Origin of the sequence: Ferrovibrio sp. (genome assembly GCF_046297895.1) — a bacterium.
GTDB lineage: Bacteria > Pseudomonadota > Alphaproteobacteria > Ferrovibrionales > Ferrovibrionaceae > Ferrovibrio.
In genome coordinates, this window is record NZ_JBKBHC010000012.1 from 1 (window position 1) to 21,893 (window position 21,893).

23 protein-coding genes are annotated in these 21,893 nt (G+C 66.4%); 14 read left to right on the forward strand and 9 right to left on the reverse strand.

Annotation, left to right across the window (positions count from 1 at the left end; all coding sequences use genetic code 11):
• Positions 1-48: 48 nt before the first annotated feature.
• The 10 genes from ACK4FK_RS18030 (at position 49) to ACK4FK_RS18075 (ending at position 9,823) form a co-directional block, all read left to right on the forward strand.
• Entirely contained in the window at positions 49-936 is an 888-nt protein-coding gene (locus ACK4FK_RS18030; RefSeq protein ID WP_409746815.1) for a phytanoyl-CoA dioxygenase family protein, read from the forward strand.
• Between the two features lie 31 nt (positions 937-967).
• Positions 968-2,443: a glucose-6-phosphate dehydrogenase gene (zwf, locus tag ACK4FK_RS18035; RefSeq protein WP_409746817.1), complete on the forward strand. Its 1,476-nt coding sequence runs from the start codon at positions 968-970 to the stop codon at positions 2,441-2,443.
• The gene (locus ACK4FK_RS18040; RefSeq protein ID WP_409746820.1) at positions 2,443-3,771 is read left to right on the forward strand and encodes an ActS/PrrB/RegB family redox-sensitive histidine kinase; all 1,329 of its coding nucleotides are present in this window, start codon (positions 2,443-2,445) and stop codon (positions 3,769-3,771) included. The genes zwf and ACK4FK_RS18040 overlap by 1 nt, the downstream gene beginning before the upstream one ends.
• A gap of 62 nt (positions 3,772-3,833) precedes the next feature.
• Complete coding sequence (locus ACK4FK_RS18045; protein ID WP_409746823.1) at positions 3,834-4,361, forward strand: ActR/PrrA/RegA family redox response regulator transcription factor; 528 nt, start codon at positions 3,834-3,836, stop codon at positions 4,359-4,361.
• 3 nt (positions 4,362-4,364) lie between these two features.
• On the forward strand, positions 4,365-5,084 hold the full coding sequence (locus tag ACK4FK_RS18050) for a metallophosphoesterase family protein (protein ID WP_409746826.1): 720 nt from the start codon (positions 4,365-4,367) through the stop codon (positions 5,082-5,084).
• A gap of 70 nt (positions 5,085-5,154) precedes the next feature.
• Positions 5,155-6,609: a bifunctional D-glycero-beta-D-manno-heptose-7-phosphate kinase/D-glycero-beta-D-manno-heptose 1-phosphate adenylyltransferase HldE gene (gene hldE, locus ACK4FK_RS18055; RefSeq protein ID WP_409746829.1), complete on the forward strand. Its 1,455-nt coding sequence runs from the start codon at positions 5,155-5,157 to the stop codon at positions 6,607-6,609.
• Between the two features lie 8 nt (positions 6,610-6,617).
• Entirely contained in the window at positions 6,618-7,796 is a 1,179-nt protein-coding gene (locus tag ACK4FK_RS18060) for an FAD-dependent oxidoreductase (RefSeq protein ID WP_409746832.1), read from the forward strand.
• The gene (locus ACK4FK_RS18065) at positions 7,787-8,563 is read left to right on the forward strand and encodes an aldo/keto reductase (protein ID WP_409746835.1); all 777 of its coding nucleotides are present in this window, start codon (positions 7,787-7,789) and stop codon (positions 8,561-8,563) included. Before ACK4FK_RS18060 ends, ACK4FK_RS18065 begins: the two co-directional genes overlap by 10 nt.
• Positions 8,563-9,030 (forward strand): hypothetical protein, encoded by a 468-nt coding sequence (locus ACK4FK_RS18070; protein WP_409746838.1) that lies wholly within the window; start codon positions 8,563-8,565, stop codon positions 9,028-9,030. Before ACK4FK_RS18065 ends, ACK4FK_RS18070 begins: the two co-directional genes overlap by 1 nt.
• Positions 9,031-9,034: 4 nt before the next feature.
• A complete protein-coding gene (locus ACK4FK_RS18075; RefSeq protein WP_409746841.1) occupies positions 9,035-9,823 on the forward strand; it encodes a cyclic nucleotide-binding domain-containing protein in 789 nt (262 codons plus the stop codon).
• Here the strand turns inward: ACK4FK_RS18075 and ACK4FK_RS18080 are convergent.
• Genes ACK4FK_RS18080 through ACK4FK_RS18090 form a run of 3 tightly spaced genes read right to left on the reverse strand, consistent with a single transcriptional unit; the run spans position 9,820 to position 14,063 of the window.
• Positions 9,820-10,314 carry a hypothetical protein gene (locus ACK4FK_RS18080; RefSeq protein ID WP_409746844.1) on the reverse strand — a complete coding sequence of 165 codons (495 nt, stop codon included), beginning with the start codon at positions 10,312-10,314 and terminating at the stop codon, positions 9,820-9,822. The two genes, ACK4FK_RS18075 and ACK4FK_RS18080, sit on opposite strands and share 4 nt — an antisense overlap.
• Complete coding sequence (locus ACK4FK_RS18085) at positions 10,292-11,902, reverse strand: peptide chain release factor 3 (protein WP_409746847.1); 1,611 nt, start codon at positions 11,900-11,902, stop codon at positions 10,292-10,294. The genes ACK4FK_RS18080 and ACK4FK_RS18085 overlap by 23 nt, the downstream gene beginning before the upstream one ends.
• Before the next feature lie 55 nt (positions 11,903-11,957).
• Positions 11,958-14,063, reverse strand: a complete 2,106-nt coding sequence (locus ACK4FK_RS18090; protein ID WP_409746850.1) for a 3-hydroxyacyl-CoA dehydrogenase NAD-binding domain-containing protein — start codon at positions 14,061-14,063, stop codon at positions 11,958-11,960.
• 106 nt (positions 14,064-14,169) lie between these two features.
• Between ACK4FK_RS18090 and ACK4FK_RS18095 the strand changes: the two genes are divergently transcribed.
• On the forward strand, positions 14,170-15,021 hold the full coding sequence (locus tag ACK4FK_RS18095; protein WP_409746853.1) for a hypothetical protein: 852 nt from the start codon (positions 14,170-14,172) through the stop codon (positions 15,019-15,021).
• A 20-nt stretch (positions 15,022-15,041) separates the two neighbouring features.
• Here the strand turns inward: ACK4FK_RS18095 and ACK4FK_RS18100 are convergent, their stop codons facing one another.
• From ACK4FK_RS18100 to ACK4FK_RS18110, 3 genes are read right to left on the reverse strand one after another with little or no spacing between them, the layout of a single operon-like run.
• Positions 15,042-15,581, reverse strand: coding sequence for an SRPBCC family protein (locus ACK4FK_RS18100; RefSeq protein ID WP_409746856.1), 540 nt, complete (start codon positions 15,579-15,581; stop codon positions 15,042-15,044).
• 23 nt (positions 15,582-15,604) lie between these two features.
• On the reverse strand, positions 15,605-16,036 hold the full coding sequence (locus tag ACK4FK_RS18105; protein ID WP_409746859.1) for a VOC family protein: 432 nt from the start codon (positions 16,034-16,036) through the stop codon (positions 15,605-15,607).
• Positions 16,037-16,069: 33 nt separating this feature from the next.
• Positions 16,070-16,510 (reverse strand): MarR family transcriptional regulator, encoded by a 441-nt coding sequence (locus ACK4FK_RS18110; protein ID WP_409746861.1) that lies wholly within the window; start codon positions 16,508-16,510, stop codon positions 16,070-16,072.
• A 66-nt stretch (positions 16,511-16,576) separates the two neighbouring features.
• On the opposite strand from ACK4FK_RS18110, the gene ACK4FK_RS18115 reads away from it, so the two are divergent.
• Positions 16,577-17,410, forward strand: a complete 834-nt coding sequence (locus ACK4FK_RS18115) for a DUF899 domain-containing protein (RefSeq protein ID WP_409746864.1) — start codon at positions 16,577-16,579, stop codon at positions 17,408-17,410.
• 20 nt (positions 17,411-17,430) lie between these two features.
• Entirely contained in the window at positions 17,431-17,793 is a 363-nt protein-coding gene (locus ACK4FK_RS18120) for a DUF1428 domain-containing protein (protein ID WP_409746867.1), read from the forward strand.
• A 21-nt stretch (positions 17,794-17,814) separates the two neighbouring features.
• Here ACK4FK_RS18120 and ACK4FK_RS18125 read toward each other — a convergent pair whose 3' ends face one another.
• The 3 genes from ACK4FK_RS18125 to ACK4FK_RS18135 are packed head-to-tail and all read right to left on the reverse strand — an operon-like array spanning position 17,815 to position 20,972.
• Entirely contained in the window at positions 17,815-19,047 is a 1,233-nt protein-coding gene (locus ACK4FK_RS18125) for an MFS transporter (RefSeq protein WP_409746870.1), read from the reverse strand.
• Positions 19,048-19,698, reverse strand: a complete 651-nt coding sequence (locus ACK4FK_RS18130; RefSeq protein ID WP_409746873.1) for a glutathione S-transferase family protein — start codon at positions 19,696-19,698, stop codon at positions 19,048-19,050.
• Complete coding sequence (locus tag ACK4FK_RS18135) at positions 19,695-20,972, reverse strand: NAD(P)-binding protein (protein ID WP_409746876.1); 1,278 nt, start codon at positions 20,970-20,972, stop codon at positions 19,695-19,697. The genes ACK4FK_RS18130 and ACK4FK_RS18135 overlap by 4 nt, the downstream gene beginning before the upstream one ends.
• Before the next feature lie 122 nt (positions 20,973-21,094).
• Between ACK4FK_RS18135 and ACK4FK_RS18140 the strand changes: the two genes are divergently transcribed.
• Positions 21,095-21,892, forward strand: coding sequence for an N-formylglutamate amidohydrolase (locus ACK4FK_RS18140; RefSeq protein WP_409746879.1), 798 nt, complete (start codon positions 21,095-21,097; stop codon positions 21,890-21,892).
• Position 21,893: the final 1 nt, after the last annotated feature.

Here is a 21,893-nt window from a genome sequence, read left to right on the forward strand (position 1 = left end):
GCTAAAATAACGCTTCGACAATAGGGGCCGAATCGGAGTTATCCCCAGATGAATGCTTTCCCCGACCCGGGTTATCCCTGGCAGCAGCGGCTGCCCGACCAGGCCACCCTGTGCGCGGCCTATGCCCGCGACGGTTATGCCGTGGTGCGGGGGCTGTTCGGGCCGCAGGAGGTGGCGGCCATCGCCGCCCGTTTCGACACCCTCTATGACGAGGGGGTGCGCCTGGGCCGCAGCTTCCGCCATGGCAACCTGCTGTTCCGGCTGGGTGAGGATCCGCAGCTCGGCAAGATCCTGCGCATGGTGCAGTGGCCGTCCTGGCGCGACCCGCTGCTCGATGCCGTGCGGCTGGACCGGCGGTTCGCCGCCCTGCTGGCGCCCCTGATCGGGGCCGACCTGAAGCAGATCATCAACCAGATGCACTGGAAGCCGCCCGGCGCCACCAAGGTGGAATTCGCCTATCACCAGGACAGCCGTTTCCGCCGGCCGGCCAGCGCCTTCCGTGACCTCGCCCGGTCTTATGTGCAGACCGGCATCGCCATCGATGCGCATACCAAAGCCAGCGGTGCGATGAAGGTCATCCCCGGCAGTCACCGGCGCGGCGAACTGGGGTTGGGGGGCGACGGACCGATCCTGCATCAGGGCCTGCAGGACGCTGCCCTGCAGGCCGCCGGCCTCGATCCGGCCGATGCCGTCGACCTGCTGCTGGAACCGGGCGATGTGGCGTTGTGGTCGCCCTATCTGGTGCATGGTTCGGGCGCGAATGCGTCGGCACAGGATCGCCGGCTATATATCAATGGCTATGTCACGGCGCGGAACTGCGACCGCGGCGAATGGGCCTTCCGCGATGGCCGGCCGGTGCCGCTTGGGGCGCAGCCGTCTTTGGTGCATTACGAGGCCCTGCACGAAAAGCCCGAGCCGCATTTCCTGGAGGATTGATGCCCTGCCATCATCATGTCAGGCTATCGGGATGACTCATCCGAGCGGTAGTTTCTCCTTCGATCTTGTCGTTTTCGGCGCTACTGGCGATTTGTCGCTGCGCAAGCTGGTGCCGGCGCTCTATCACCGTGATGTGGCCGGCCAGTTGAATGCCGATGTGCGGCTGTTCGCTGTGGCGCGCGCGACCATGGACGACGAGGAATTCCGTAATCTGGCGCGCGCCGCGCTGAATCGCCATCTCGATAGCGTCGATTACCATGACCAGGCGGTCGAACGCTTTGTCGACCGGTTCCGCTATATCGCCCTCGATGCCGATGCGCCGGAGGATTATGCGCGGCTGGCAAAGGCAATCGACGGCTCATCCGAACGAGTCGTCGTCTATTACCTCGCCATGGCGCCGCGCTTCTTCGGCAGCATCTGCGGCCATCTGGCGAAGTTTGGCCTGAACCGGCCGCAGGCCCGCGTGGTGCTGGAGAAGCCGATCGGCCATGACCTCGCCTCGGCTCATGCGATCAACGACGCGGTCGCCGCTGTTTTCCCGGAAGAGCGAGTCTTCCGCATTGACCATTATCTGGGCAAGGAAACGGTGCAGAACCTGATGGCCTTGCGCTTTGCCAACGCGCTGTTCGAGCCGGTCTGGCATCGCGGCGTGATCGACCATGTACAGGTGACGGTGGCCGAGAAGATCGGTGTGGAAGGCCGCGCCGGCTATTACGACCATGCCGGCGCCCTGCGCGACATGGTGCAGAACCATTTGCTGCAACTGCTGTGTCTGGTGGCGATGGAGCCGCCGAACGCCTTCGCCGCGGATGCGGTGCGCGACGAGAAGCTGAAGGTGCTGCAGGCCCTGCGGCCGATCGGCGAGCGTTTCGTCGCGGAAAAGACGGTGCGCGGCCAGTATGGCTCCGGCGCGGTGGATGGCGTGGCCGTGCCGGCTTATGCGGAAGAAGCGGGACAGGCCGGTAGCGCTACCGAAACCTTCGTGGTGGTGAAGGCCGAGGTGGATAACTGGCGCTGGGCCGGCGTGCCGTTTTATCTGCGCACTGGCAAGCGCCTGCCGGCGCGGCGTTCCGAGATCGTGGTGCAGTTCCGCCCGGTGCCGCACCTGATCTTCGATGGCGCCAGCCGCGACGTGGTGGCCAACCGTCTGGTGATCCGCCTGCAGCCCGACGAGGGCATCGCCCTGCACATGATGACCAAGGTGCCGGGGCCCGGCGGCATGCGGCTGCGCCAGGCGCCGCTGAATTTAAGTTTTGCCGACACATTCCACGGCCGCCAGCCTGATGCCTACGAGCGCCTGCTGATGGATGTCGTGCGCGGCAACCCGATGCTGTTCATGCGCAGCGACGAGGTGGAGGCGGCCTGGCGATGGATCGAGCCGATCCTGGCGGGCTGGCAGGCCGGCGGCGAGGCGCCGAAAGCCTATACCGCGGGCAGTTGGGGGCCGTCGGCCGCCATCGGCCTGATCGAACGCGATGGCCGCACCTGGCACGAGGACATGCGGTAATGCGCGCGACCCTGATGGAAGCGCTGCGCGCCCGGCTCGGTGCGCCGCAGGCCATCGAGGATGCGGGCATGGAGATGGGTGGACGCGTTCGCCTGCAGACCCTGGTGCTGCTGCGCTGGATCGCCATTGTCGGCCAGTTGCTTGCCATCCTGTTCGTGCATTTCGGGCTGAATTTCCGCCTGCCCCTGCTGCCGGCGTTGGGGATCGTCGGCGTTTCCGCGCTGCTCAATATCGTGCTGTTCGTGGTCTATCCGACCGCCAAGCGCCTGAGCGAGAGCGGCGCGGCCGGTTATCTGGCCTTCGACCTGCTGCAACTCGGCCTGCTGCTGTTCCTGACCGGCGGCATCGACAATCCCTTCGCGCTGCTGATCCTGGTACCGGTCACGGTATCGGCCACCATTCTCACCCTGCGTTCCACCGTCCTGCTTGGGCTTGTCGCCTTCGTGCTGGCGGTGTTGTTGACGCTGTATCACCTGCCGCTGCCCTGGAGCGACCCAGAGGCCGTGGCGATGCCGCCGCTGTATCGCTGGGGCAATCTCACCGCGCTGGTCCTCGGCACGCTGTTCATCGCCGCCTATGCCTGGCAGGTGGCCGAGGAGGCCCGCCGCATGTCGGATGCGCTCGCCGCCACCCAGCTCGCGCTGGCCCAGGAACAGCAGGTCTCGGCGCTGGGCAGCCTGGCGGCAGCGGCCGCGCATGAACTGGGCTCGCCGCTCGGCACCATCGCCGTGGTGGTGAAGGAGCTGGGCCGCGACACGCCGGTCGACAATCCGATCACCGAGGATCTGGCACTGCTGCAGAGCCAGGTGGAACGCTGCCGCGAGATCCTGGCGCGGTTGTCGCGCCGGCCCTCGGCCAATGCCGATGCCGAAGCCTTCTCCGATCTGGGCATCGCCAATCTGATCGAAGTGGCGGCGCAGCCCTGGCGCCGGGCCAATATCGATTTCGCGGTGACGCTGAACGGCGAGGGCACGGCCCCGAACCTGCCGCGCCGGCCCGAGATCATCCACGGCCTCAGCAACCTTCTGCAGAACGCCATGGAATTCGCGCGCACCCGGGTGACGGTGGAGGTGAGCTGGGACGACAAGCAGATCCGCCTGCTGATCCTCGACGACGGGCCCGGCCTGAACGTCGATATCCTGTCGGCTTTGGGCGAGCCTTATGTGACCAGCCGGCCCGACAGCGGCGGCATGGGGCTCGGGGTATTCATCGCGATGAACCTGCTGCGGCGCAGCGGCGCCGGCGTGACATTCGCCAACCGGCCCGGCGGCGGCACCCAGGTGGCGGTGATCTGGTCGCGCGAAACCCTGGTGCGCCGCCCGGGATAGCGGGCGGGACGGGATGCGCCGGGGGTTGCATGGGGGGCAGGCTCGGGTACATTCTGGCCGCGATGACCGATATGACCCTCCTTATCGTCGATGATGACGAGCCGTTGCGGATGCGACTGGCACGCGCGATGGAAAAGCGCGGCTATCAGGTGCAGACCGCCGAGTCGGTCGCCGCCGGGATCCAGTTGGCCCGGGCCAAGCCGCCGGCCTATGCCGTGGTCGATCTGAAACTGGGCGACGGCAACGGTCTCGATGTGGTCAGCGCGATCCGCAGCGTCCGTCAGGATGCCCGCGTGGTGATGCTCACCGGCTATGGCAACATCGCCACCGCCGTGGCCGCCGTGAAGGCGGGCGCTGTCGATTATCTGCCCAAGCCCGCCGATGCCGATGATGTCGACCGCGCGCTGCGCGTGGGTAATGCCGCGCATCCGGCACCGCCCGACGAACCGATGTCGGCCGAGCGCGTGCGCTGGGAGCATATCCAGCGCGTCTTCGAGCTTTGCGACCGCAATGTCTCCGAGACAGCGCGACGGCTGAAGATGCACCGCCGCACACTGCAGCGCATCCTCGCCAAGCGTTCGCCGCAATAGGCCATGCTGCTGCAGGAGGCCAGGCTGCCGCCGGGGCTCCGTGTCTACGCCATCGGCGATATCCATGGCCGCGCCGACCTGCTCGACAGATTGCATGGCCTGATCGAGGGCGATCTGCGGCAGGCTGCGCCCGAGCGATGCGTCGTGGTCTATCTTGGCGACTATATCGACCGTGGCCCGGACTCCCACGGTGTGATCGAGCGGCTGGTCCGCCACAGGCTGGCCGGCGTCGAGACGGTCACGCTGCTTGGCAACCACGAGGCCATGATGCTGGAATTCCTCGACGCCCCCTACGGTGCTTCGCTGTGGCTGGCCAATGGCGGCGACGCCACGCTCGCCAGCTACAAGGTCCGCATCCCGGCCGCCTATGACGAATTGCTGCTCACCCAGCGCAGCCTGCGCGGCGCGCTGCCGCGCCATCATTGGCATTTCCTGGAAAAGCTGGCCGTTCAGGCGCGGTTCGGCGATTACCTGTTCGTCCATGCCGGCATCAAGCCCGGCCTGCCGCTCGACCGCCAGAGCCGCGAGCAGATGATCTGGATCCGCGATGCCTTCCTCGACTCGGAGGCCGATCACGGCGTCGTGGTGGTGCATGGCCATACCATCGTGCATGAGGTGGAATGGCGGCCGAACCGCATCGGGGTGGATACCGGGGCCTACACGACCGGCCGGCTGACCGCTCTTGTGCTGGAAGGGGCCGAGCGCCGCCTGCTGCAGACCTGACGGGGCGCCGGACCAGGCCCCGCGGCCGGGGAGGGCTGGAATTCGGCCCGCCGGCGGTGTATCGAAGGCCATGTCCGATTTTCCCGCTGATCCGGCCGATTTTACCGGCGCCCGCGTCCTCGTCGTCGGCGACGTGATGCTCGACCGCTTCGTCTATGGCGGGGTCGAGCGCATCTCGCCCGAGGCGCCGATCCCGGTGATGCAGGCCGAGCGCGAGACCGTCATGCCCGGCGGCGCCGGCAACGTGGCGCGCAATATTGCCGCGCTCGGCGCCGAGGTGGTGCTGATCGGCCTGGTGGGCGACGACGGCGCCGCCGACGAACTCAACGACGTGCTGACGCTGGAACGCGGCATCGATGCGCGCCTGGTGGTGGACGAAGCCCGCCGCACCATCGAAAAGATCCGTTTCATCGGCAGCCGCCAGCAACTGCTGCGCGTCGACCATGAGAACCGCGCCGCCAGCACGCCGGAAGCGATCGACACGCTGGTCGATGCGGCGAAAGAGGCGCTGGCGGATTGCGCCGTGCTGGTGCTCTCCGATTATGCCAAGGGCGCACTGCCCGACCGCGTCATCACCGCGCTGATCATCGCCGCGAAGTCGTCCGGCAAGCCGGTGCTGGTCGATCCCAAGGGCAGCGATTATGCCCGCTATCGCGGCGCCTATCTGGTGACGCCGAACCGCGCCGAGGCCGCGCTGGCCAGCGGCGAAAGCTGTGCCGACGATGCCAGCGCGGTCAAGGCCGGGCGCAGGCTGGTGGAAACCGCCGGCATCGCCAATGTACTGGTCACGCGCGGCGCCGCCGGCATGACCCTGGTGCAGGGCAACGATGCGCCTCTGCATCTGGCGGCCGAGGCGCGCGAGGTATTCGATGTTTCCGGTGCCGGCGATACCGTGGTGGCCGTGATCGCCGCGGCATTGGCGATGCAGCGCCCGCTGCCGCTGGCGGCGCGCCTGGCCAATATCGCGGCCGGCATCGTGGTCGGCAAGGTGGGCACGGCCGTGGTGCATCCCGACGAGTTGCGCCTGGCCCTGCACATGCCCGATCCGCATGGCATCGATGCCAAGGTGGTGTCGCGTCAGCAGGCCAGGGAGCGCGTCGATGCCTGGCGCCTGCGCGGCGAACGCATCGGCTTCACGAATGGCTGTTTCGACCTGCTGCATGCCGGCCACCTGGCCCTGCTTTCGGAGGCGCGTGCAGGCTGCGACCGCCTGATCGTGGCGATCAATGCCGATGCTTCCGTGAAGAAACTGAAAGGCGAGACGCGCCCGGTGCAGGACGAAAAGCATCGCGCTCGGCTGTTGGCCGCGCTCGGCATGGTCGACCTGGTGATCGTGTTCCCGGAAGACACGCCGATCCCGCTGCTGGAACTGCTCAAGCCCGACCTGCTGATCAAGGGCGGCGATTACAGCACCGACCAGGTGGTCGGGGCCGATATCGTGCGGGCCTATGGCGGCGAGGTGCGCGTATCGCGGCTGGTTGCCGGCCACAGCACCACGGCAACCATCCAGAAACTGCGGTCCTGAGCAAAGGCATGGCGACGCGGGATGTCGACGTCGCGATCCTCGGCGGCGGTATTGCCGGCCTCTGGCTGCTGGCGCGTCTGCAGGCTGCGGGCTACAGCGCCGTGCTGCTGGAAAACGATGCCCTCGGCGCCGGCCAGACGCTGGCCTCGCAGGGCATCATCCATGGCGGCCTGAAATATGCCCTCGACCTCAAGCTGGGTTCCGCCAGCGACGCGCTGGCCGACATGCCGGCGCGCTGGCGCGCCTGTCTGGCCGGCACGGGCGAGGTGGATCTGCGTGGCGTGCCGCTGGCCGCCGAGCGGCACCTGTTCTGGGCGCGCAAGACCCTGGCCAGCCGCATCGCCGGTTTCTTCGGCAGCCGGCTGGTGCGCGGCCGCGTCGATGCATTGCCGGCTGATGCATGGCCAGCGGTCCTGCGCGACCCCGAGCATGTCGCCGCCGTCTATGCGCTGGATGAATGCGTGCTGGACGTGCCCGCCTTGCTGCAGGCGCTGGCAAGGCCGCGACAGATGCAGATCAAGCGCATACGGGGCGACGTGCATGTCGTGCCGTTCGATGGCGGCGTTCTTGTCGATTGTCATGACGCCTTCGCGCAGCCCCGCCGGCTGCTTGCCGGTGCGCTGATTTCCACCGCCGGCGCCGGCAACGAGGGCCTGCTGGCGCAGTTCGGCCAGCCGGCCTCGGCGGCCCAGCGCCGGCCGCTGCGGATGCTGATGCTCGACACCGCGCCCGGTCCGCTCTGGGCGCATTGTTTCGATGCCAGCGACAAGCCGCGCGTCACGATCACCACGCATCGACAGCCGGATGGCGGCCTGATCTGGTATGTCGGCGGCCAACTGGCCGAGACCGGCGCGTCGCAGAGCGACGAGGCGCTGATCGCGGCGGCGAAGGCTGAATTCGCAACCTTGCTGCCGGCGCTGGATTTTTCGGCCTGCCGTTATGCCACGCTGTTTGTCGACCGGGCCGAGGGCGCGACGGCCGATGGCGCAAAGCCCGATGGCCCGGTGTTGCGCCGGGCTGCGCCGCATTGCTGGCTGGCCTGGCCGACCAAGCTGGCGCTGGCGCCGCAACTGGCCGATCTGGTGCTGGCTGAATTGCCGCCGCCATCGGGCCGGAGCATCGATCTCTCGCATTGGCCGACGGCATTCGTGGCGCCCGCGCCCTGGGAGGTTGCGGCATGGAAATGAGGCCGCTGGGGGCGACGGGCATCATGGTCAGCCTGCTGGGACTGGGCACGGTGAAAATCGGCCGGAACGAAGGCGTGAAATACCCCCAGGGCTTCGACCTGCCCGATGATGCCAGCGTGATCCGGCTGCTGCAGGAAGCGCGTGCGCTCGGCGTCACGCTGATCGACACCGCGCCCGCTTATGGCTGCAGCGAGGAGCGCCTGGGCCGGCTGCTGCCCGGGCCAAGGGATGGATGGGTGGTTGCCAGCAAGGCCGGCGAATGGTTCGAGGATGGCCAATCGCGGTTCGATTTTTCGGCCTCTGCAATAATCGCCTCGGTTGAAGCCAGCCTGCGACGGCTGCGTACCGATTATCTCGATGTTGTTCTGTTGCATTCCGATGGCCTCGACGAGGCCGGCGACCGCTTCCTGCCGGCGGCCGAGGCGCTGGACGGGCTGAAACGGCGCGGGCTGATCCGCGCCAGCGGCTTTTCCGGCAAGACGCCGGCCGGCAGTCGCCGCATGCTCGATTGCGTCGATGTGATGATGCTGACCTACAATCCCGGTTATACTGCCGACATGCCGGTGATTGCCGAGGCGGCGGCGGCAGGCAAGGGCGTGCTGATCAAGAAGGCCCTGGCCAGCGGCCACGCCGCCGATCCGGCGCAGGCCTTGCGCGCAGCCGCGGCGATCGCGGGTGTGTCGTCCATCGTGGTCGGGACGCTGTCGCCAGCCAATCTGCGGGCCAATGCGACGGCATTGCAGGCAGGAATGAGGGGAGAGGCGTGATGGAGCAGCAGGATGCAGCGGCTGTGGGGCGCATCCAGGAGCATGTCCAGGCCGCAGAGCAGGAATTCCTGGCTTTCGGCTGGGAGGTCGCCATGGTCGAACTGCCCGGGCACGCGGAAGGCAGCGCGCCGCGCGCCGGTTTCCGCAAGGGCGATTTTGCAGCCCTGCCCGATGAGGGCGGCGCCTGGCTGGTGATGGCGGTGCCGGCCAGGCTGGTGCTCGGCCGTCTGCCCAGCGCATCGGCCGTGCGCCGGTTTGTCGCCAAATGCGTCAGCTTTCCGGCCCAGCCCAACGGCGCGATCATCGGCGCCGCGCGGCAGGCCATGCTGCAGGCGGTGGAAGAGGAACTCAGCCTGGCTCGCCAGGCGGCCGATCTGCTGGAAGCCAAGATCGACGACCTGATGGGCAGCATCGACGATATCCGCGCCAAGGCGATCCTGTTCAGCCATGACGAGGACAAGGACTGAGGGCATGAGCGAGGGCCAGGATCAGGACATCCGGTTTGGCCGCGGCGCTACGCTGCTGGAGCAGGGCGCGCATGGCGATTTCTGCTATCTGATCCTGTCTGGCCGGGTCGAGGTCTTCCGCATGGATGGCGATGCCAAGCTGTGTCTGGCCGAGATGGGCGAGGGCGGCGTGGTCGGCGAAATGGCCCTGATCGATCCGGCGCCGCGCGCGGCCAGCGTGGTGGCGATAGAGCCGACCGTCTGCCGCCGCATCAATGCCGCGGCGCTTGATCGCGCCCTGCAGGCGGCACCGCCCTTGGCGCGCTACCTGCTGCAGACCTTCATCCGCAATATCCGCCATGCCGACGGCATCGCCCCGCCGGCACAGGGCATCAGGATCGGTACCGGCGATCTCATGGCGACGGCGATACAATCGGAACAGGGTAGCCGCATCCTCGACCGCAAGGTCTATGCCACGGGCGAAACGATCTTCCGTGCGGGCCAGCCCGGCTACAACGTCTACCTCGTGCAGAGCGGCCGGGTGGAACTGGTGCGGGAAATGCCCGATGGCAGTCAGAAACGACTGCGCTGCGTCGAGCCGGGCGAAGTCTTTGGCGAACTGGCGCTGCTGACCGGAGAGCCGCGTCGGGCCAGCGCCATTGCCTCCGAGGCCACGGTGTGCGAGCACATCTCGGCCAGCCACTTCAATGCCATCCTCAATGTCTGTCCGGCAATCGTGAAGGCGCTGATGCGGATTTATGCCGGCCGGATGATGCAGATTGCCCTGCCATCTCGCGACGCAGGCGCAAATTAGCGGCTGGGCGGCTTGAGCAGCGGCACTTCCTGCAGCGAGCGGATGTAAACGCCCACCACCTGCGGGCCCTGCAGGGCCCGGTTGATCTGAAAGACCAGTCGGTTCTTCAGGCCTTCCAGGTCGTTGTCATGCACGCGGCCATTCTTCCCCAGCGGCTCGCGGTTCAGCTCCATGATCACGGCGTTGTATACGCGCGGCATCAGGGGGTCGATGGCACGGGCATTCTCCACCGTGCCGCAGTCGATGTTCAGGGTCAGAATGACCTGCGATCCGGGCGGTCCGGCCACCGGCGCGGTCACGGCCTCCACCACCAGAACCGATGTGTTCACCGGCGGCTTGTCGATCGGGGTATCGGATTTTTTCTTCTTTTCTCTTTCCTGCGCCCGGGCCATCGGCGTGGCAATCAGGCACAGGCCAGCCAGCGCGCCGAGCAGGGCGCGGCGGGATGGAGAGACACCGGTGAGCGGCTTAATGGCGTTCCCGCGTGGCATGGAACCGGATTTTATCCCATTTCTTCTCGATATAGGAAAGTTCCCAGGCGTTGCGCGCCATGAAAACCGGCGCCCCCTCGCGGTCGTCGGCGATGGTGCCGCGATTCTGCGCGAGGAAATCCTCCAGGTCTTTCGGGTTTCCTGCCGAGATCCAGCGCGCCGTCTCGAACGGCGCATTCTCGAACCCGACCTCCAGGCTGTATTCCTCGGCCAGGCGGGCAGCCAGCACGTCGAGCTGCAGCGGACCGACCAGGCCCACGATCCAGTCGGCGCCGATGCGCGGGCGGAACACCTGGGTCACGCCTTCCTCGGCCAGATCCTCCAGCGCGCGCTGCAGATGCTTGGCCTTCATCGGGTCTGACAGGCGCACGCGGCGCAGGATTTCCGGCGCGAAGTTGGGAATGCCGGTGAAGCGCAGGTCCTCGCCCTCGGTCAGCGTATCGCCTACCCGCAGCACGCCGTGATTGGGGATGCCGATGATGTCGCCCGGCCAGGCCTCGTCGGCCAGCGAACGGTCCTGGGCGAAGAACAGGGTGGGATTGCTCACCGTGATCGGCTTGCCGGTGCTGATCTGCTTCAGCTTCATGCCGCGCTTGAAATGGCCCGAGCATAGCCGCAGGAAGGCGACGCGGTCGCGGTGGTTCTTGTCCATATTGGCCTGGACCTTGAACACAAAGCCGGTCACGGCCTTCTCGGTCGGCTCGATCACGCGCTTGTTGGATGGCTGCGGGCGCGGCGGCGGCGCGAATTCACCCAGGCCCTTCAGCAGTTCGTCGACGCCGAAATTCTTCAGGGCTGAGCCAAAATACACCGGCGTCATGTGGCCCTGGCGATAGGCTTCCAGGTCGAAGGCCGGGCAGGCGGCCTCGATCAGGCCGATATCCTCCTCCAGCTTGGCGATCTGCGTCTCGCTCAGCAGTTCGCGGGCGCGCGGATCGTCCAGGCCCTTCTCCAGGATGATCACCTCCGGCTCCAGATTCTTGTTTTCCTTGCCGGTCAGCAGCAGCCGCTTGTTGAACAGGTCGTAGCAGCCCTTGAAATCATAACCCATGCCGATCGGCCAGTTCGCCGGCACGCATTCCAGCGCCAGCGTCGAGGCCACCTCGTCCAGCAGGGCGAAGGGGTCCTGGCTTTCGCGGTCGATCTTGTTGACGAAGGTGGTGATCGGTACGTCGCGCAGGCGGCAGACCTCGAACAGCTTGCGCGTCTGCGTCTCGATGCCCTTGGCGGCGTCCAGCACCATCACGGCGGAATCCACGGCGGTCAGCGTGCGGTAGGTGTCCTCGCTGAAATCCTCGTGGCCCGGCGTGTCGAGCAGGTTGAAGGTCCAGCCGCGGTATTCGAAATTCATCACCGAGGTAGAGACCGAGATGCCGCGCTGCTGCTCGATCTTCATGAAGTCCGAGCGGGCGCGCCGGTTCTCGCCGCGCGCCTTCACCGCGCCGGCCAGATGGATGGCGCCGCCGAACAGCAGCAGTTTTTCGGTCAGCGTGGTCTTGCCGGCGTCGGGATGGGCGATGATGGCGAAAGTGCGCCGGGCGCCGATGGGGTCGGCGCCCGGAGAAATGGCAACGGCAGGTTCGGACATCGGACTATGCTTGAGCTACCTCTGAATACTGGCCCGGCGTCCTATATGGGCCTTCTCAGCGGTCCTTCCAACCCTTGCCGGCCTCGCCCCGCTGCACCAGCAAAGGTGCAGGTTCCCAGAACTTGCCGTGGATCTTGTGGAAGCCGCGGATCGTGGCGAGCACCTTGTCGAGGCCGATCTGTTCGGCCCAGAACATCGGCCCGCCGCGATAGACGGGGAAGCCATAGCCGAAAAGGTAGGTGATGTCGATATCGCTGGCGCGGATGGCGATGCCCTCCTCCAGGATCCGGGCGCCCTCGTTGACCAGCGGATACATGCAGCGCTGCACGATCTCCTCGTCGGAAATCTCCCGTCGTTCAATGCCTTGCGCCTTTGACTCCTCGAAGATGATCTCCGTCACCACCGGGTCGGGGCGGGCGTCGCGGCCCTCGTACCTGTAGAATCCGGCGCCGGTCTTCTGCCCGAAGCGGCCCAACTCGCAGAGCCGGTCGGCAACGCGGGAATAGCGCTCGTCCTTCGGCCGCAGATGCGCCTTGCCCTTGCGGATGCGCCAGCCCACGTCCAGACCGGCCAGATCGCCCATGCGGAACGGGCCCATGGCCAGGCCGAACTCCTCCAGCACGCGGTCGACCTGCTCCGGCAGGCAGCCTTCCTCCAGCAGGAAATTCGCCTCGCGCAGATAGCCGTGCAGCATGCGGTTGCCGATGAAGCCGTCGCAGTTGCCGGCCAGCACGGGTACCTTCTTCAGCGTCTTGCCCAGGGCCATCACGGTCGCGATGGTCTCGGCTGAGGATTTCGCGCCGCGTACATTCTCCAGCAGCTTCATCACGTTGGCCGGGCTGAAGAAATGCGTGCCGATCACGTCCTGCGGCCGCTTCGTGCTTGCGGCGATCTCATCGATATCCAGCGTCGAGGTGTTGGTGGCCAGCACCGCGCCCGGTTTCATGATCTTGTCGAGCTTGGCGAATACCTCTTTCTTGATACCCATTTCCTCGAACACGGCCTCGATCACGATGTCGGCATCGCCGATATCTTCGAAACGCTGGGTGCCCGAGATCAGCTTCATTGCCCGGTCCATCGCCTCCTGCTTCATGCTGCCGCGGGCAACGGACGTGGCATAATTCTTCTCGATCACGCCCAGACCGCGGCTCAGGGCTTCCTGCGAAACTTCCAGAATCTTCACCGGAATGCCGGCATTGGCGAAATTCATGGCGATGCCGCCGCCCATGGTGCCGGCGCCGATCACCGCCGCCGACCTGATCGTCTTCGGTTTTACCTCCTCGGGCAGGCCGGGAATCTTGGCCGCCTCGCGCTCGGCGAAAAAGGCATGGATCTGGGCGGCGCGCTGTGGGCTGCCCATGCATTCGAAGAAGAATTCGCGCTCCTTCAGCAGGCCTTCGTCGATGGGCAGCTTCGTGGCGATTTCCACGGCATCGATGCAGCGCCACGGCGCCAGGAAACCTTTCGCCTTGCGCGCATTGGCCTTGCGGATCTCCTCGAACACCGCCGGATCGACATTGCTGACCTTGTCGTTCATGTCGCGCACCAGGCGCAGCGGGCGTTTTTCCGCCACCACCTTCCTGGCGAAAGCGATGGCGCCGTCCAGCAGCTCGCCGGTCACGATCTCGTCCACCGCGCCCAGTTCGGTGGCCTTCCTGGCCGGCATCGGGTTGCCCGACAGGATCACGTCGAGCGCCACCTTCGGCCCCACCAGGCGCGGCAGGCGCTGGGTACCGCCCGAACCGGGGATCAGGCCCAGTTTCACTTCCGGCAGGCCGACCTGGCCGCTCTCCAGCGCCACGCGCCAGTGGCAGGCCAGCGCCACCTCGAAACCGCCGCCCAGGGCCGTGCCATGCAGGGCGGCGACGACGGGCTTCTTCATCGCCTCGATGCGCTTCAGCACGTCGGGCAGGTAGGGTTGCAGCGGCGGCTTGCCGAATTCCTTGATGTCGGCGCCGGCGATGAAGGTGCGGCCGCCGCCGATGATCACCGCGGCCTGCACGGCCGGGTCTGCATCGGCCTGTTCCAGCCCGGCTATGATGCCGGCCCGCACGCCCTGGCTCAGCGCGTTGACGGGTGGGTTCTCGATGGTCAGGACGGCGATGCCGTCGCGGACGGCATAGGCGACGGGAAGGGTCGTCGGGGCGGCGGGATCGGTCACGTTTCTCTCCGGTGTCTTCTTAATTGTCGGACAATCGGTTATAGCCGAGCCGATCAGGCCGGGCAAAAGCCTTGGCCTGCCGCAACGTCAGCGCTAAGTGTCTGTCATGGCCGCCTTTTCGGATTACCGTGCGCATGAATGGGATAATCGCCGCCTCTGGCTGGCGGTGGCCCTGTCGCTGCTGCTGCATGGACTGGTCGTGCTGATGCTGCTGGTCGAGCCCTGGACCTGGCGGCTGCAGCCCGAACCGCCGCCGGTGCTGGCCGAATTCGTGCTGCCCCCTCCGCCAAAAGCCGAGCCGCCCAGGCCGGTGCCGCAGGCCGAGGCGCCGAAGCCGGAACCCGAACTTCCCCGCACGGAATTGCCGCCGCCCAGCGTGCCGCAATTGCAGCGCGCCCCGGTCGCCGAGGAATCCAGGGCGCCGCCGTCAGCCGGCGAGCGCGCCCGCCCGCGTCAGCAGCAGGCCGAGACCCCGAAGCCGCCGCCGCAGGTACAGCGTCCCGGCCCCGGCGCGGCGACCGCGCCGCAGCCGCGCCCGCCGCAGGCACAGAGTCAGGCCGGCAACCGCCAGCCCGGCGCCGGCAGCGCCGGCGGCCCGCCGGCGGAGGTGATGACCCAGTCGGAAAGCGATTTTTTCCTCAGCCAGATCGTGCAGGCCTGGGTGATCGATTTCGATGCACCGCAATTCGCCGATATCCGTATTGTCGGGCCATATCTGGTGCTGCCCAACGGCATGCTGGCGCCGCCATTTGGCAAGAACGACCCCTGGGACATGGATCGCATGGTGGATGGCTGGCCCAAGCTGCAGGCTGCGCGCGGCCCGCAGGCCGCGGCGTTCCGCACGGCGCTGGAAACCTTTCTGCGCGCCATGCGCCTGGCCCAGCCTCTCGCCATGCCGCCCAATGCGCAGGGCTATCCGAAAATCCTCTATCTCGATTTCCGCATCGGCGATCTCTAGCGGACCGGCCTGCTGAGCGATCAGACCTCGGCCATGGCTTTCAGGCTGGCCAGGCCGGCCTCGAAATCACGCCCCACCATCTTGTCCATGTCGAAAAACACCTGCATCACCTTGGCGATGTAAGGCGCAGGCCCCTGCATCGCCCAGGTCACGACGGTGGCATCCCCCTGCGGCACCAGCGTGTATTCGATGATGTTGTGGCATTCGAACGGCCGGGTCATATCGAGTGCCATGGTCACTTTGTTTGGCGACATTGATTCGGTGATGGTGAGGCGACCGCTGCCCACCTCCTTGTTGCCATCCCATTCATAATAGGCGCCCTTGCCGCTGCGCGGGCCGCCATGGCTGCGTTTCATCGCCGGGTCCTTTTCCTCGTAGGGCGACCAGTTCATGCTGACATGCAGGTCGTCGATCAGCGGGAATATCTTCTCCGCCGGCGCCTTGATGCTGGCCGAGCGCTGCACGCGGAAAACATCCGGCTTGGCTGCCGCCATGACCAGGACGACGATGATGGCGACCGCGAGCAATCCCGCGCCGCCGAGGGCGATGGTCTTCAGCATGATGCAATCCTCTCGCTACAGATTTACTGGCAGTTGCCGACGCTGGGATCGGTCTTGAAGCAGTTCACCATCCAGGGCACGCCAAAGCGGTCGGTCGCCATGCCGAAACGCTCGGCCCAGAAGGTCTCTTCCATCGGCATCAGTACGCTGCCGCCTTCAGAGAGGGCCGCGAAGACGCGCTCGGCCTCGGCTGCCGTCGGCATGATGACATTCACCGAGAAGCCGGTCATCGGCTGATACATCTGCGGCGGCGTATCGCCGCCCATCAGGTCGCTGCCGTTCAGGGTCATGCAGGCATGGATGATCTTGTCCTGCCATTCCGGCGGCGTCTGCTCGGCGGCCGGCGTCTCGCGATGGGTCATCATCGCATTGATCTTGCCGTTGAAGGTCTTGGCATAGAAGGCAAAGGCCTCGGCGCAGTTGCCATTGAAACTCAAATAGGCATTGAAGCTCACGACGCTCTCCGTTTTTTCGTCAGGGGTGGAAGGTCAGGACAGGGTGCGCAGATCGGTGCGCAGGCGCTCGGGGTCGTCCAGCAGCCGGTCGAGCTCGGCATGGGTGCGCTTCCATACCGGCAGGGCCTTGACCAGCAGTTTGCGCCCCTCCGGCGTCAGGGCCAGGCGGCGGGTGCGCTTGTCGTCGGGATCGGCGGAAACTTTCACCAGGCCCCGGCGTTCCAATGGCTTGAGGCAGGCGGTCAGCGTCGTGCGGTCCATCGCCAGCACGCTTGCCACCTGGCCCATATTGGCCGGCTGTGGCCGGTTGAGCGACATCAGCAGGGAGAACTGCCCGTTGGTGAGTCCCAGGGGGCGCAGCACCTCGTCGAACCGCCGCGCCAGGGCACGGGCTGCGCGCTGCGCATGCAGGCACAGGCAGGTATCGCGCACCATGATGGTGGTCTCGAAGGGCAGGATGTCGATCTTTGACATGCGGCAATTATGTTGATATCAACGTATATGTCAAGCCGCGTTTCAGCAGCCCGGAGGAGGACCGCCATGAATGTGATGCAGCCGCACCCGCAGGACGAAGCCCTGACCGCCAGGCCTTCGGTGGTTTCCCGTGAAGAGTGGCTGAAAGCGCGCCTGAAGCTGCTGGAAAAGGAAAAGGCCTTCACCCGCCAGCGCGACGCCCTGAACGCCGAACGCCGCCGCCTGCCGATGGTGCAGATCGACAAGGCGTATGAATTCGAAACGCCGCAGGGCCGCCGCAGCCTGCGCGAACTGTTCGAAGGCCGGCGCCAGCTCGTGATCTACCATTTCATGTTCAGCCCCGACGATCCGCCGCCGGGTCAGACGCATCCCTGGTCGGAAGGCTGCCCTGGCTGCTCGCATCTGGCCGACAACCTGCCGCATCTGTCGCATCTGCATGCGCGCGGCACCAGCTTCGCCATGGTCTCGCGCGCGCCGCTGTCCAAGATCATGCCGTTCAAGCGGCGCATGGGCTGGACCATGCCCTGGGTATCCAGCTTCGGCAGCGACTTCAACGCCGATTTTCATGTGACCATCGATCCGACCATGGCGGCGCCGGAATACAATTATCGCGCCGTGCCGAAATCGCCCGGCGGCGAACTGTCCTTCTCCGGCGAATTGCCGGGCCTGAGCTGTTTCCTGCAGGACGATGGCCGCATCTACCACACATACTCGGCCTACAGCCGCGGCCTCGACATGCTGCTGAATACCTATCACCTGCTCGACATGACGGCGCTGGGCCGCCAGGAGCCATGGGAGGATTCGCCCGCCGGCTGGCCGCAGACCAACGATTTCTGGCTGCGCCACCACGACAAATACGATGCCGCGCCGCAGCCGGCCGCCAGCTGCTGTCAAGATTAACCAGAGGAGGAGTGTCTAGGATGAGTTATGTGGATGGTTTCCTGTTGCCGGTGCCAAAGAAGAACCTGGCGGCGTACAAGAAGATGGCGGCCATGGCCGGCAAGATCTGGCGCGAGCATGGCGCGCTCGATTACCGTGAGAATGTCAGCGATGACGAGAGCGTGAAGTTCGGCATGCCCTTCGGCAAGACGATCAAGCTGAAGAAGGGCGAGGTCATCCTGTTTTCCTATATCGTCTTCAAATCGCGCGCCCATCGCGACAAGGTGAATGCCAAGGTGATGAAGGACCCGCGTCTGCACGCCATGTGCCCCGACCCGAAGAAGATGCCCTTCGACGTGAAGCGCATGGCCTATGGCGGGTTCAAGACCATCGTTTCGGCCTGATCACGCCGCGCCGGGGCAGGCTCAAGCGCGCAGGCCCCGGCGCGCGATCACCATGCACAGAGCCCCCAGCAGGGTGACGAAAGCCATCAGCAGATAGCCGCCGGAATAGGACAGTCCGGCATGGTCGTGCAGCCAGGCAAAGGCCGAGGGGCCGACCACCACGCCGGCGAAGGTGATGCTGAGCGTGGCGCCCGTCGCCAGCCCGATGCTGCCGGCCGGCGCCTGGCGGGCGATCACCGCCATGAACACACCGTTCCAGCCGATGGCGCAGAAGCCGAACACGGCCACGACGGCCGCGATCAGTCCGATATGCCATTGCGCGTCGATCAGCGCCGTGCCGATGGCCGCGACTATGGCGATGCTGCCGTTAAGGATCAGCACCTTCGAGCCCGATTTCAGCCGGTCGGCCAGCCAGCCCCAGCCCAGACGGCCGGCGGCGCCCGCGGTCTGTGCCACCGCCATGAGGCTGCCGGCCAGCACGAGATCGAGGCCCACTTCGGTCACCAGATAGGTGACCAGCAGTCCGGTCAGGCTGAGCTGCACGGCGGAATAGGCAAAGGAACACAGTGCCAGCCAGCGCAGGATCGGATGCGTCCAGATCAGCGACAGGCCGGACAGCGGCGAAACGAACAGCGCGGCATCCCGCTGCCGGTCGGTATCCCAGTCCATGCGCGCCTTCTGCAGCGCGACGCTCAGGCCCAGCGCCAGCAGGGCGCAGAGGGCAAGGCCCGCCTGCCAGTGCAGCAGCAGGCTGACGGGTGGAATCAGCAGGCCGGCCAGTATGCCGCCAATGGGCACGCCGCATTGTTTGATCGAAAAGATCAGGTTCATATGCGTGCCGCTGCGGGTGCGCGAGAGCAGATGCGAGGCACCGGGATTGGTGCAGCCATAGCCCAGTCCGATCACCAATGCGCCCAGCGCCAGGGCCGGCAGGGTTCCCAATGCCGAGAGCAGGCAGCCGGCCATGGCCAGCCACAAGGCGATCTGGCTGGCCCGCGTGGCGCCCAGGCGGCGCACGAAGCCGCCGCCGATCAGTGAGGTGATCACCGCGCCGCCATAAACAAGACTCACCTGATAGCCCACCAGCGCCGGCCCGATGCCCAGATCCTCGGCCGCCTTCGGCGCCACGGCCGACAGCGCGAGCGCCGACAGCGTGGTGAGGGATTGCGTGGAGGTGGTCGCGGCCAGTACCGGCCAAACGGGGAGCGTGCCGGCCGGCAGGGGCGTTGGCGTAGTGCCGCCGGCGTCAGGCATTCACTGACCGGCCTGCAGCTTGCTCTGGTATTTCTTCAGTGCCTGCCGCATCTCATCCAGCACCGCGCTCACCGCCGGCTGCTGTTGGATCGCCTGCCAGTAGGCGGCCAGTCGCAGCCGTTTGGCCATCAGGTCGTCGCCTGCCACGGCCGACAGCATCCCGCCGGCATAGAACAGCATCGGCGGCAGGGCGCAGTCTGCATGGGTGAAACGACCGGCGGCAGCGAAGCCGTCCTGCCCTACATGCAGGTCGAGGTATTTCAGGCCGCGCGCGATATCGGGGATGATCGCCTGCATGGCGGCGCGGTCATCGGGTGCGGTGAAAAGCTGGGTGAAGAAATCGCTTAAGGGCACGGCGAAATACAGATCCGCCAGCCGCACGATCAGCTCGCTGGCGACGCGGGCATCGGTATCGACGGGATAGAGCTTCGGGCCGGGCAGGGTGTCGTCCAGATAGTGGCAGATCACCTCTGATTCCGGCAGCACGCTGCCATCGTCGCGCACCAGCGCCGGCACCTTGCCCAGCGGCGTGATCTGGCGGAACTCGGCCGGCGCGGGCGGCGTCAGCATCTCCATGGTCTGTCCCTTGGCGCGCAGCAGGATGCGCACGCGGGCGGCGAAGGGCGAAGCGGGGATATTATAGAGTTTCATAGTACGAGCGCCGTGCGATGGAGGTCGTCCCAGTCGGCCAGCTTGGTGCGCGGACTGCCGGGTCTTGCCCCGGCCGTCTCGGCCGCCTCGATGCGTTTCCAGCCGGCCCAGTCGATCACGGCGGCCCCACGCGCGGCGATGCGCTTGTCGAGTTCCAGGCTGCCGGGCTTGGCGGGCGCGGCGTCATTGGCAAAATCTGCCAGCACCAGGTCGGCCACGGCTTTCGCCTCGGCACGGTTGGTCGGGATGGTGCCGCTTGGGCCGCGCTTGGCCCAGCCGACCACATACAGGCCTGGTGCGATGCGGCCGGAGTCATTGGCCAGCAGGCCACGCGTATCGGCCTGCGGCAGATCGCCCTCGGTGGCGGTGCGATAGCCGATGGCGCTGATCGCGGCGCCGACATCCAGCGGCTTGTCGATGCCCTTGATCTTCAGTTGCTCGACGCGGCCGCTGCCCAGCAGGGCCTCGGGCGCGGCATGGAACAGGAAATGCAGCCTGATCGGCTTGTCGTCGGTGCGGGCGGCGAATTCATGCAGCAGGCTCAGGTTCTTTTCCTTCACCTTCGCATCGTTCGGGTCCATGCCGGCCGGAAGCGCCTCGGGCAGGTCGGTCTTGTTCACCACCGGGCGCAGGCGTTCCAGCCGGCCCAGCTCGGCCAGTTCGGCGCTGGTGAAGCTTGCCTCCACGGGGCCGCGGCGGCCCAGGATATACAGGTCGGTCAGCGGGGCTTTCGCGATGGCCTCGGCGGCATGGGCGGTCAGGTCGCTGCTCGCCATTTCGGCCGGGGTCTTGCCCAGCACACGCACGATATCGATGGCCACGTTGCCCATGCCGATCACGGCGGCGCCGGGGCGATCGAGCAGGGGATTGAGACTGCGAAAATCGGGGTGTCCGTTATACCAGCCGACGAAGGCCATCGAGCCATAGCGGCCCGGCAGGTCCTCGCCCGGGATACCCAGCGGCCGGTCGGCATGGGCGCCCAGCGCCAGGATCACGGCATCGTAATGGGCGGTCAGTTCGGCCAGCGGCAGGTCGCGCCCCACCGCGATATTGCCCAGGAATCGCAGGTTGGGATTGCCGAACAGCCGGTCGAACTGGCGGGTTACCGCCTTGGTCCCCTGGTGGTCGGGGGCGACGCCGAAACGCACCAGGCCATAAGGGGTGGGCAGCCGGTCGAAGACATCGATTTTCAGCTCGGGTTTCTGGCGCAGCAGGGCATCGGCGCAGAAAAGGCCCGACGGTCCACTGCCAACAATGGCGATATGATGCAGCACGGTTCGATTTCAGCTATGGTTGCCCAAATGTCGCCGCAACCTTAGTGCAGCCTGACCACGTTATGCAAATCCGGCCGCTATACTCCCGGTCCAGTTTTCCCGGCCTCGCCTGATCCCCAGCCATGTCCAGCCCCGAGCCGAGTTCAGAACCTCCGAGTCATCGCATCGTCAATTCCCGGGGCCGCGCGCCGCTGGTGCTGATCTGCGACCATGCAAGCTGCGTCGTGCCGCCCGACCTGGACAATCTCGGTCTGCCCGATCACGAACGCGTCCGCCATATCGGCTGGGATCCCGGCACGGCCATCATCACCGAATGCCTGGCACAGAGCCTGGATGCGCCCGCGGTGCTGGCCGGCGTGTCGCGGCTGGTGATCGACTGCAACCGCCGGCCCGACGATCCCACCCTGATCTGCGAGGTGAGCGACGGCACCGTGGTGCCGGGCAATCGCGATCTGGACCAGGCCGAGCGCGAGCGCCGGATGGCAAGGTATTTCCGTCCCTATCATGCCGCCATCGCCGAACAGATCGAGGCAGCCGGCGAACGGGGGGCGCAGCCGGCTCTGCTCTCGATCCACAGCTTCACGCCCCGCCTGCGCGTGAAGGGCGAGAACCGGCCCTGGCATATCGGCGTGGTGTGGGACCGCGACGGCCGCCTGGCCCAGCCTTTGCTGCGGGCCCTGCGCGACGAAGGCGATCTTGTGGTGGGCGACAACGAACCCTATAGCGGCCGGCGCCATGCCGGCTATTCGATCTTCCAGCACGGCCAGAATCGCGGCCTGCATCACGTGATGATCGAAGTGCGGCAGGATCTGGTGAGCGACGAGGCCGGGGCAAGGGCCTGGGCCGGGCGGCTTGAGCGTTGCTTCCGTCGCATGCTGGCCGAGGCAGGGTTGATGGCGACGGCGGGCAGCGCCGCTTGAG

What these genes read in the sequence shown, in the direction of transcription:
- ACK4FK_RS18030 (WP_409746815.1), top strand. Translation starts at nt 49, where the DNA reads ATGAATGCTTTCCCCGACCCGGGTTATCCCTGGCAGCAGCGGCTGCCC.
- zwf (WP_409746817.1), top strand. Translation starts at nt 968, where the DNA reads ATGACTCATCCGAGCGGTAGTTTCTCCTTCGATCTTGTCGTTTTCGGC.
- ACK4FK_RS18040 (WP_409746820.1), top strand. Translation starts at nt 2,443, where the DNA reads ATGCGCGCGACCCTGATGGAAGCGCTGCGCGCCCGGCTCGGTGCGCCG.
- ACK4FK_RS18045 (WP_409746823.1), top strand. Translation starts at nt 3,834, where the DNA reads ATGACCGATATGACCCTCCTTATCGTCGATGATGACGAGCCGTTGCGG.
- ACK4FK_RS18050 (WP_409746826.1), top strand. Translation starts at nt 4,365, where the DNA reads ATGCTGCTGCAGGAGGCCAGGCTGCCGCCGGGGCTCCGTGTCTACGCC.
- hldE (WP_409746829.1), top strand. Translation starts at nt 5,155, where the DNA reads ATGTCCGATTTTCCCGCTGATCCGGCCGATTTTACCGGCGCCCGCGTC.
- ACK4FK_RS18060 (WP_409746832.1), top strand. Translation starts at nt 6,618, where the DNA reads ATGGCGACGCGGGATGTCGACGTCGCGATCCTCGGCGGCGGTATTGCC.
- ACK4FK_RS18065 (WP_409746835.1), top strand. Translation starts at nt 7,787, where the DNA reads ATGGAAATGAGGCCGCTGGGGGCGACGGGCATCATGGTCAGCCTGCTG.
- ACK4FK_RS18070 (WP_409746838.1), top strand. Translation starts at nt 8,563, where the DNA reads ATGGAGCAGCAGGATGCAGCGGCTGTGGGGCGCATCCAGGAGCATGTC.
- ACK4FK_RS18075 (WP_409746841.1), top strand. Translation starts at nt 9,035, where the DNA reads ATGAGCGAGGGCCAGGATCAGGACATCCGGTTTGGCCGCGGCGCTACG.
- ACK4FK_RS18080 (WP_409746844.1), bottom strand. Translation starts at nt 10,314, where the DNA reads ATGCCACGCGGGAACGCCATTAAGCCGCTCACCGGTGTCTCTCCATCC.
- ACK4FK_RS18085 (WP_409746847.1), bottom strand. Translation starts at nt 11,902, where the DNA reads ATGTCCGAACCTGCCGTTGCCATTTCTCCGGGCGCCGACCCCATCGGC.
- ACK4FK_RS18095 (WP_409746853.1), top strand. Translation starts at nt 14,170, where the DNA reads ATGGCCGCCTTTTCGGATTACCGTGCGCATGAATGGGATAATCGCCGC.
- ACK4FK_RS18100 (WP_409746856.1), bottom strand. Translation starts at nt 15,581, where the DNA reads ATGCTGAAGACCATCGCCCTCGGCGGCGCGGGATTGCTCGCGGTCGCC.
- ACK4FK_RS18110 (WP_409746861.1), bottom strand. Translation starts at nt 16,510, where the DNA reads ATGTCAAAGATCGACATCCTGCCCTTCGAGACCACCATCATGGTGCGC.
- ACK4FK_RS18115 (WP_409746864.1), top strand. Translation starts at nt 16,577, where the DNA reads ATGAATGTGATGCAGCCGCACCCGCAGGACGAAGCCCTGACCGCCAGG.
- ACK4FK_RS18120 (WP_409746867.1), top strand. Translation starts at nt 17,431, where the DNA reads ATGAGTTATGTGGATGGTTTCCTGTTGCCGGTGCCAAAGAAGAACCTG.
- ACK4FK_RS18125 (WP_409746870.1), bottom strand. Translation starts at nt 19,047, where the DNA reads ATGCCTGACGCCGGCGGCACTACGCCAACGCCCCTGCCGGCCGGCACG.
- ACK4FK_RS18130 (WP_409746873.1), bottom strand. Translation starts at nt 19,698, where the DNA reads ATGAAACTCTATAATATCCCCGCTTCGCCCTTCGCCGCCCGCGTGCGC.
- ACK4FK_RS18140 (WP_409746879.1), top strand. Translation starts at nt 21,095, where the DNA reads ATGTCCAGCCCCGAGCCGAGTTCAGAACCTCCGAGTCATCGCATCGTC.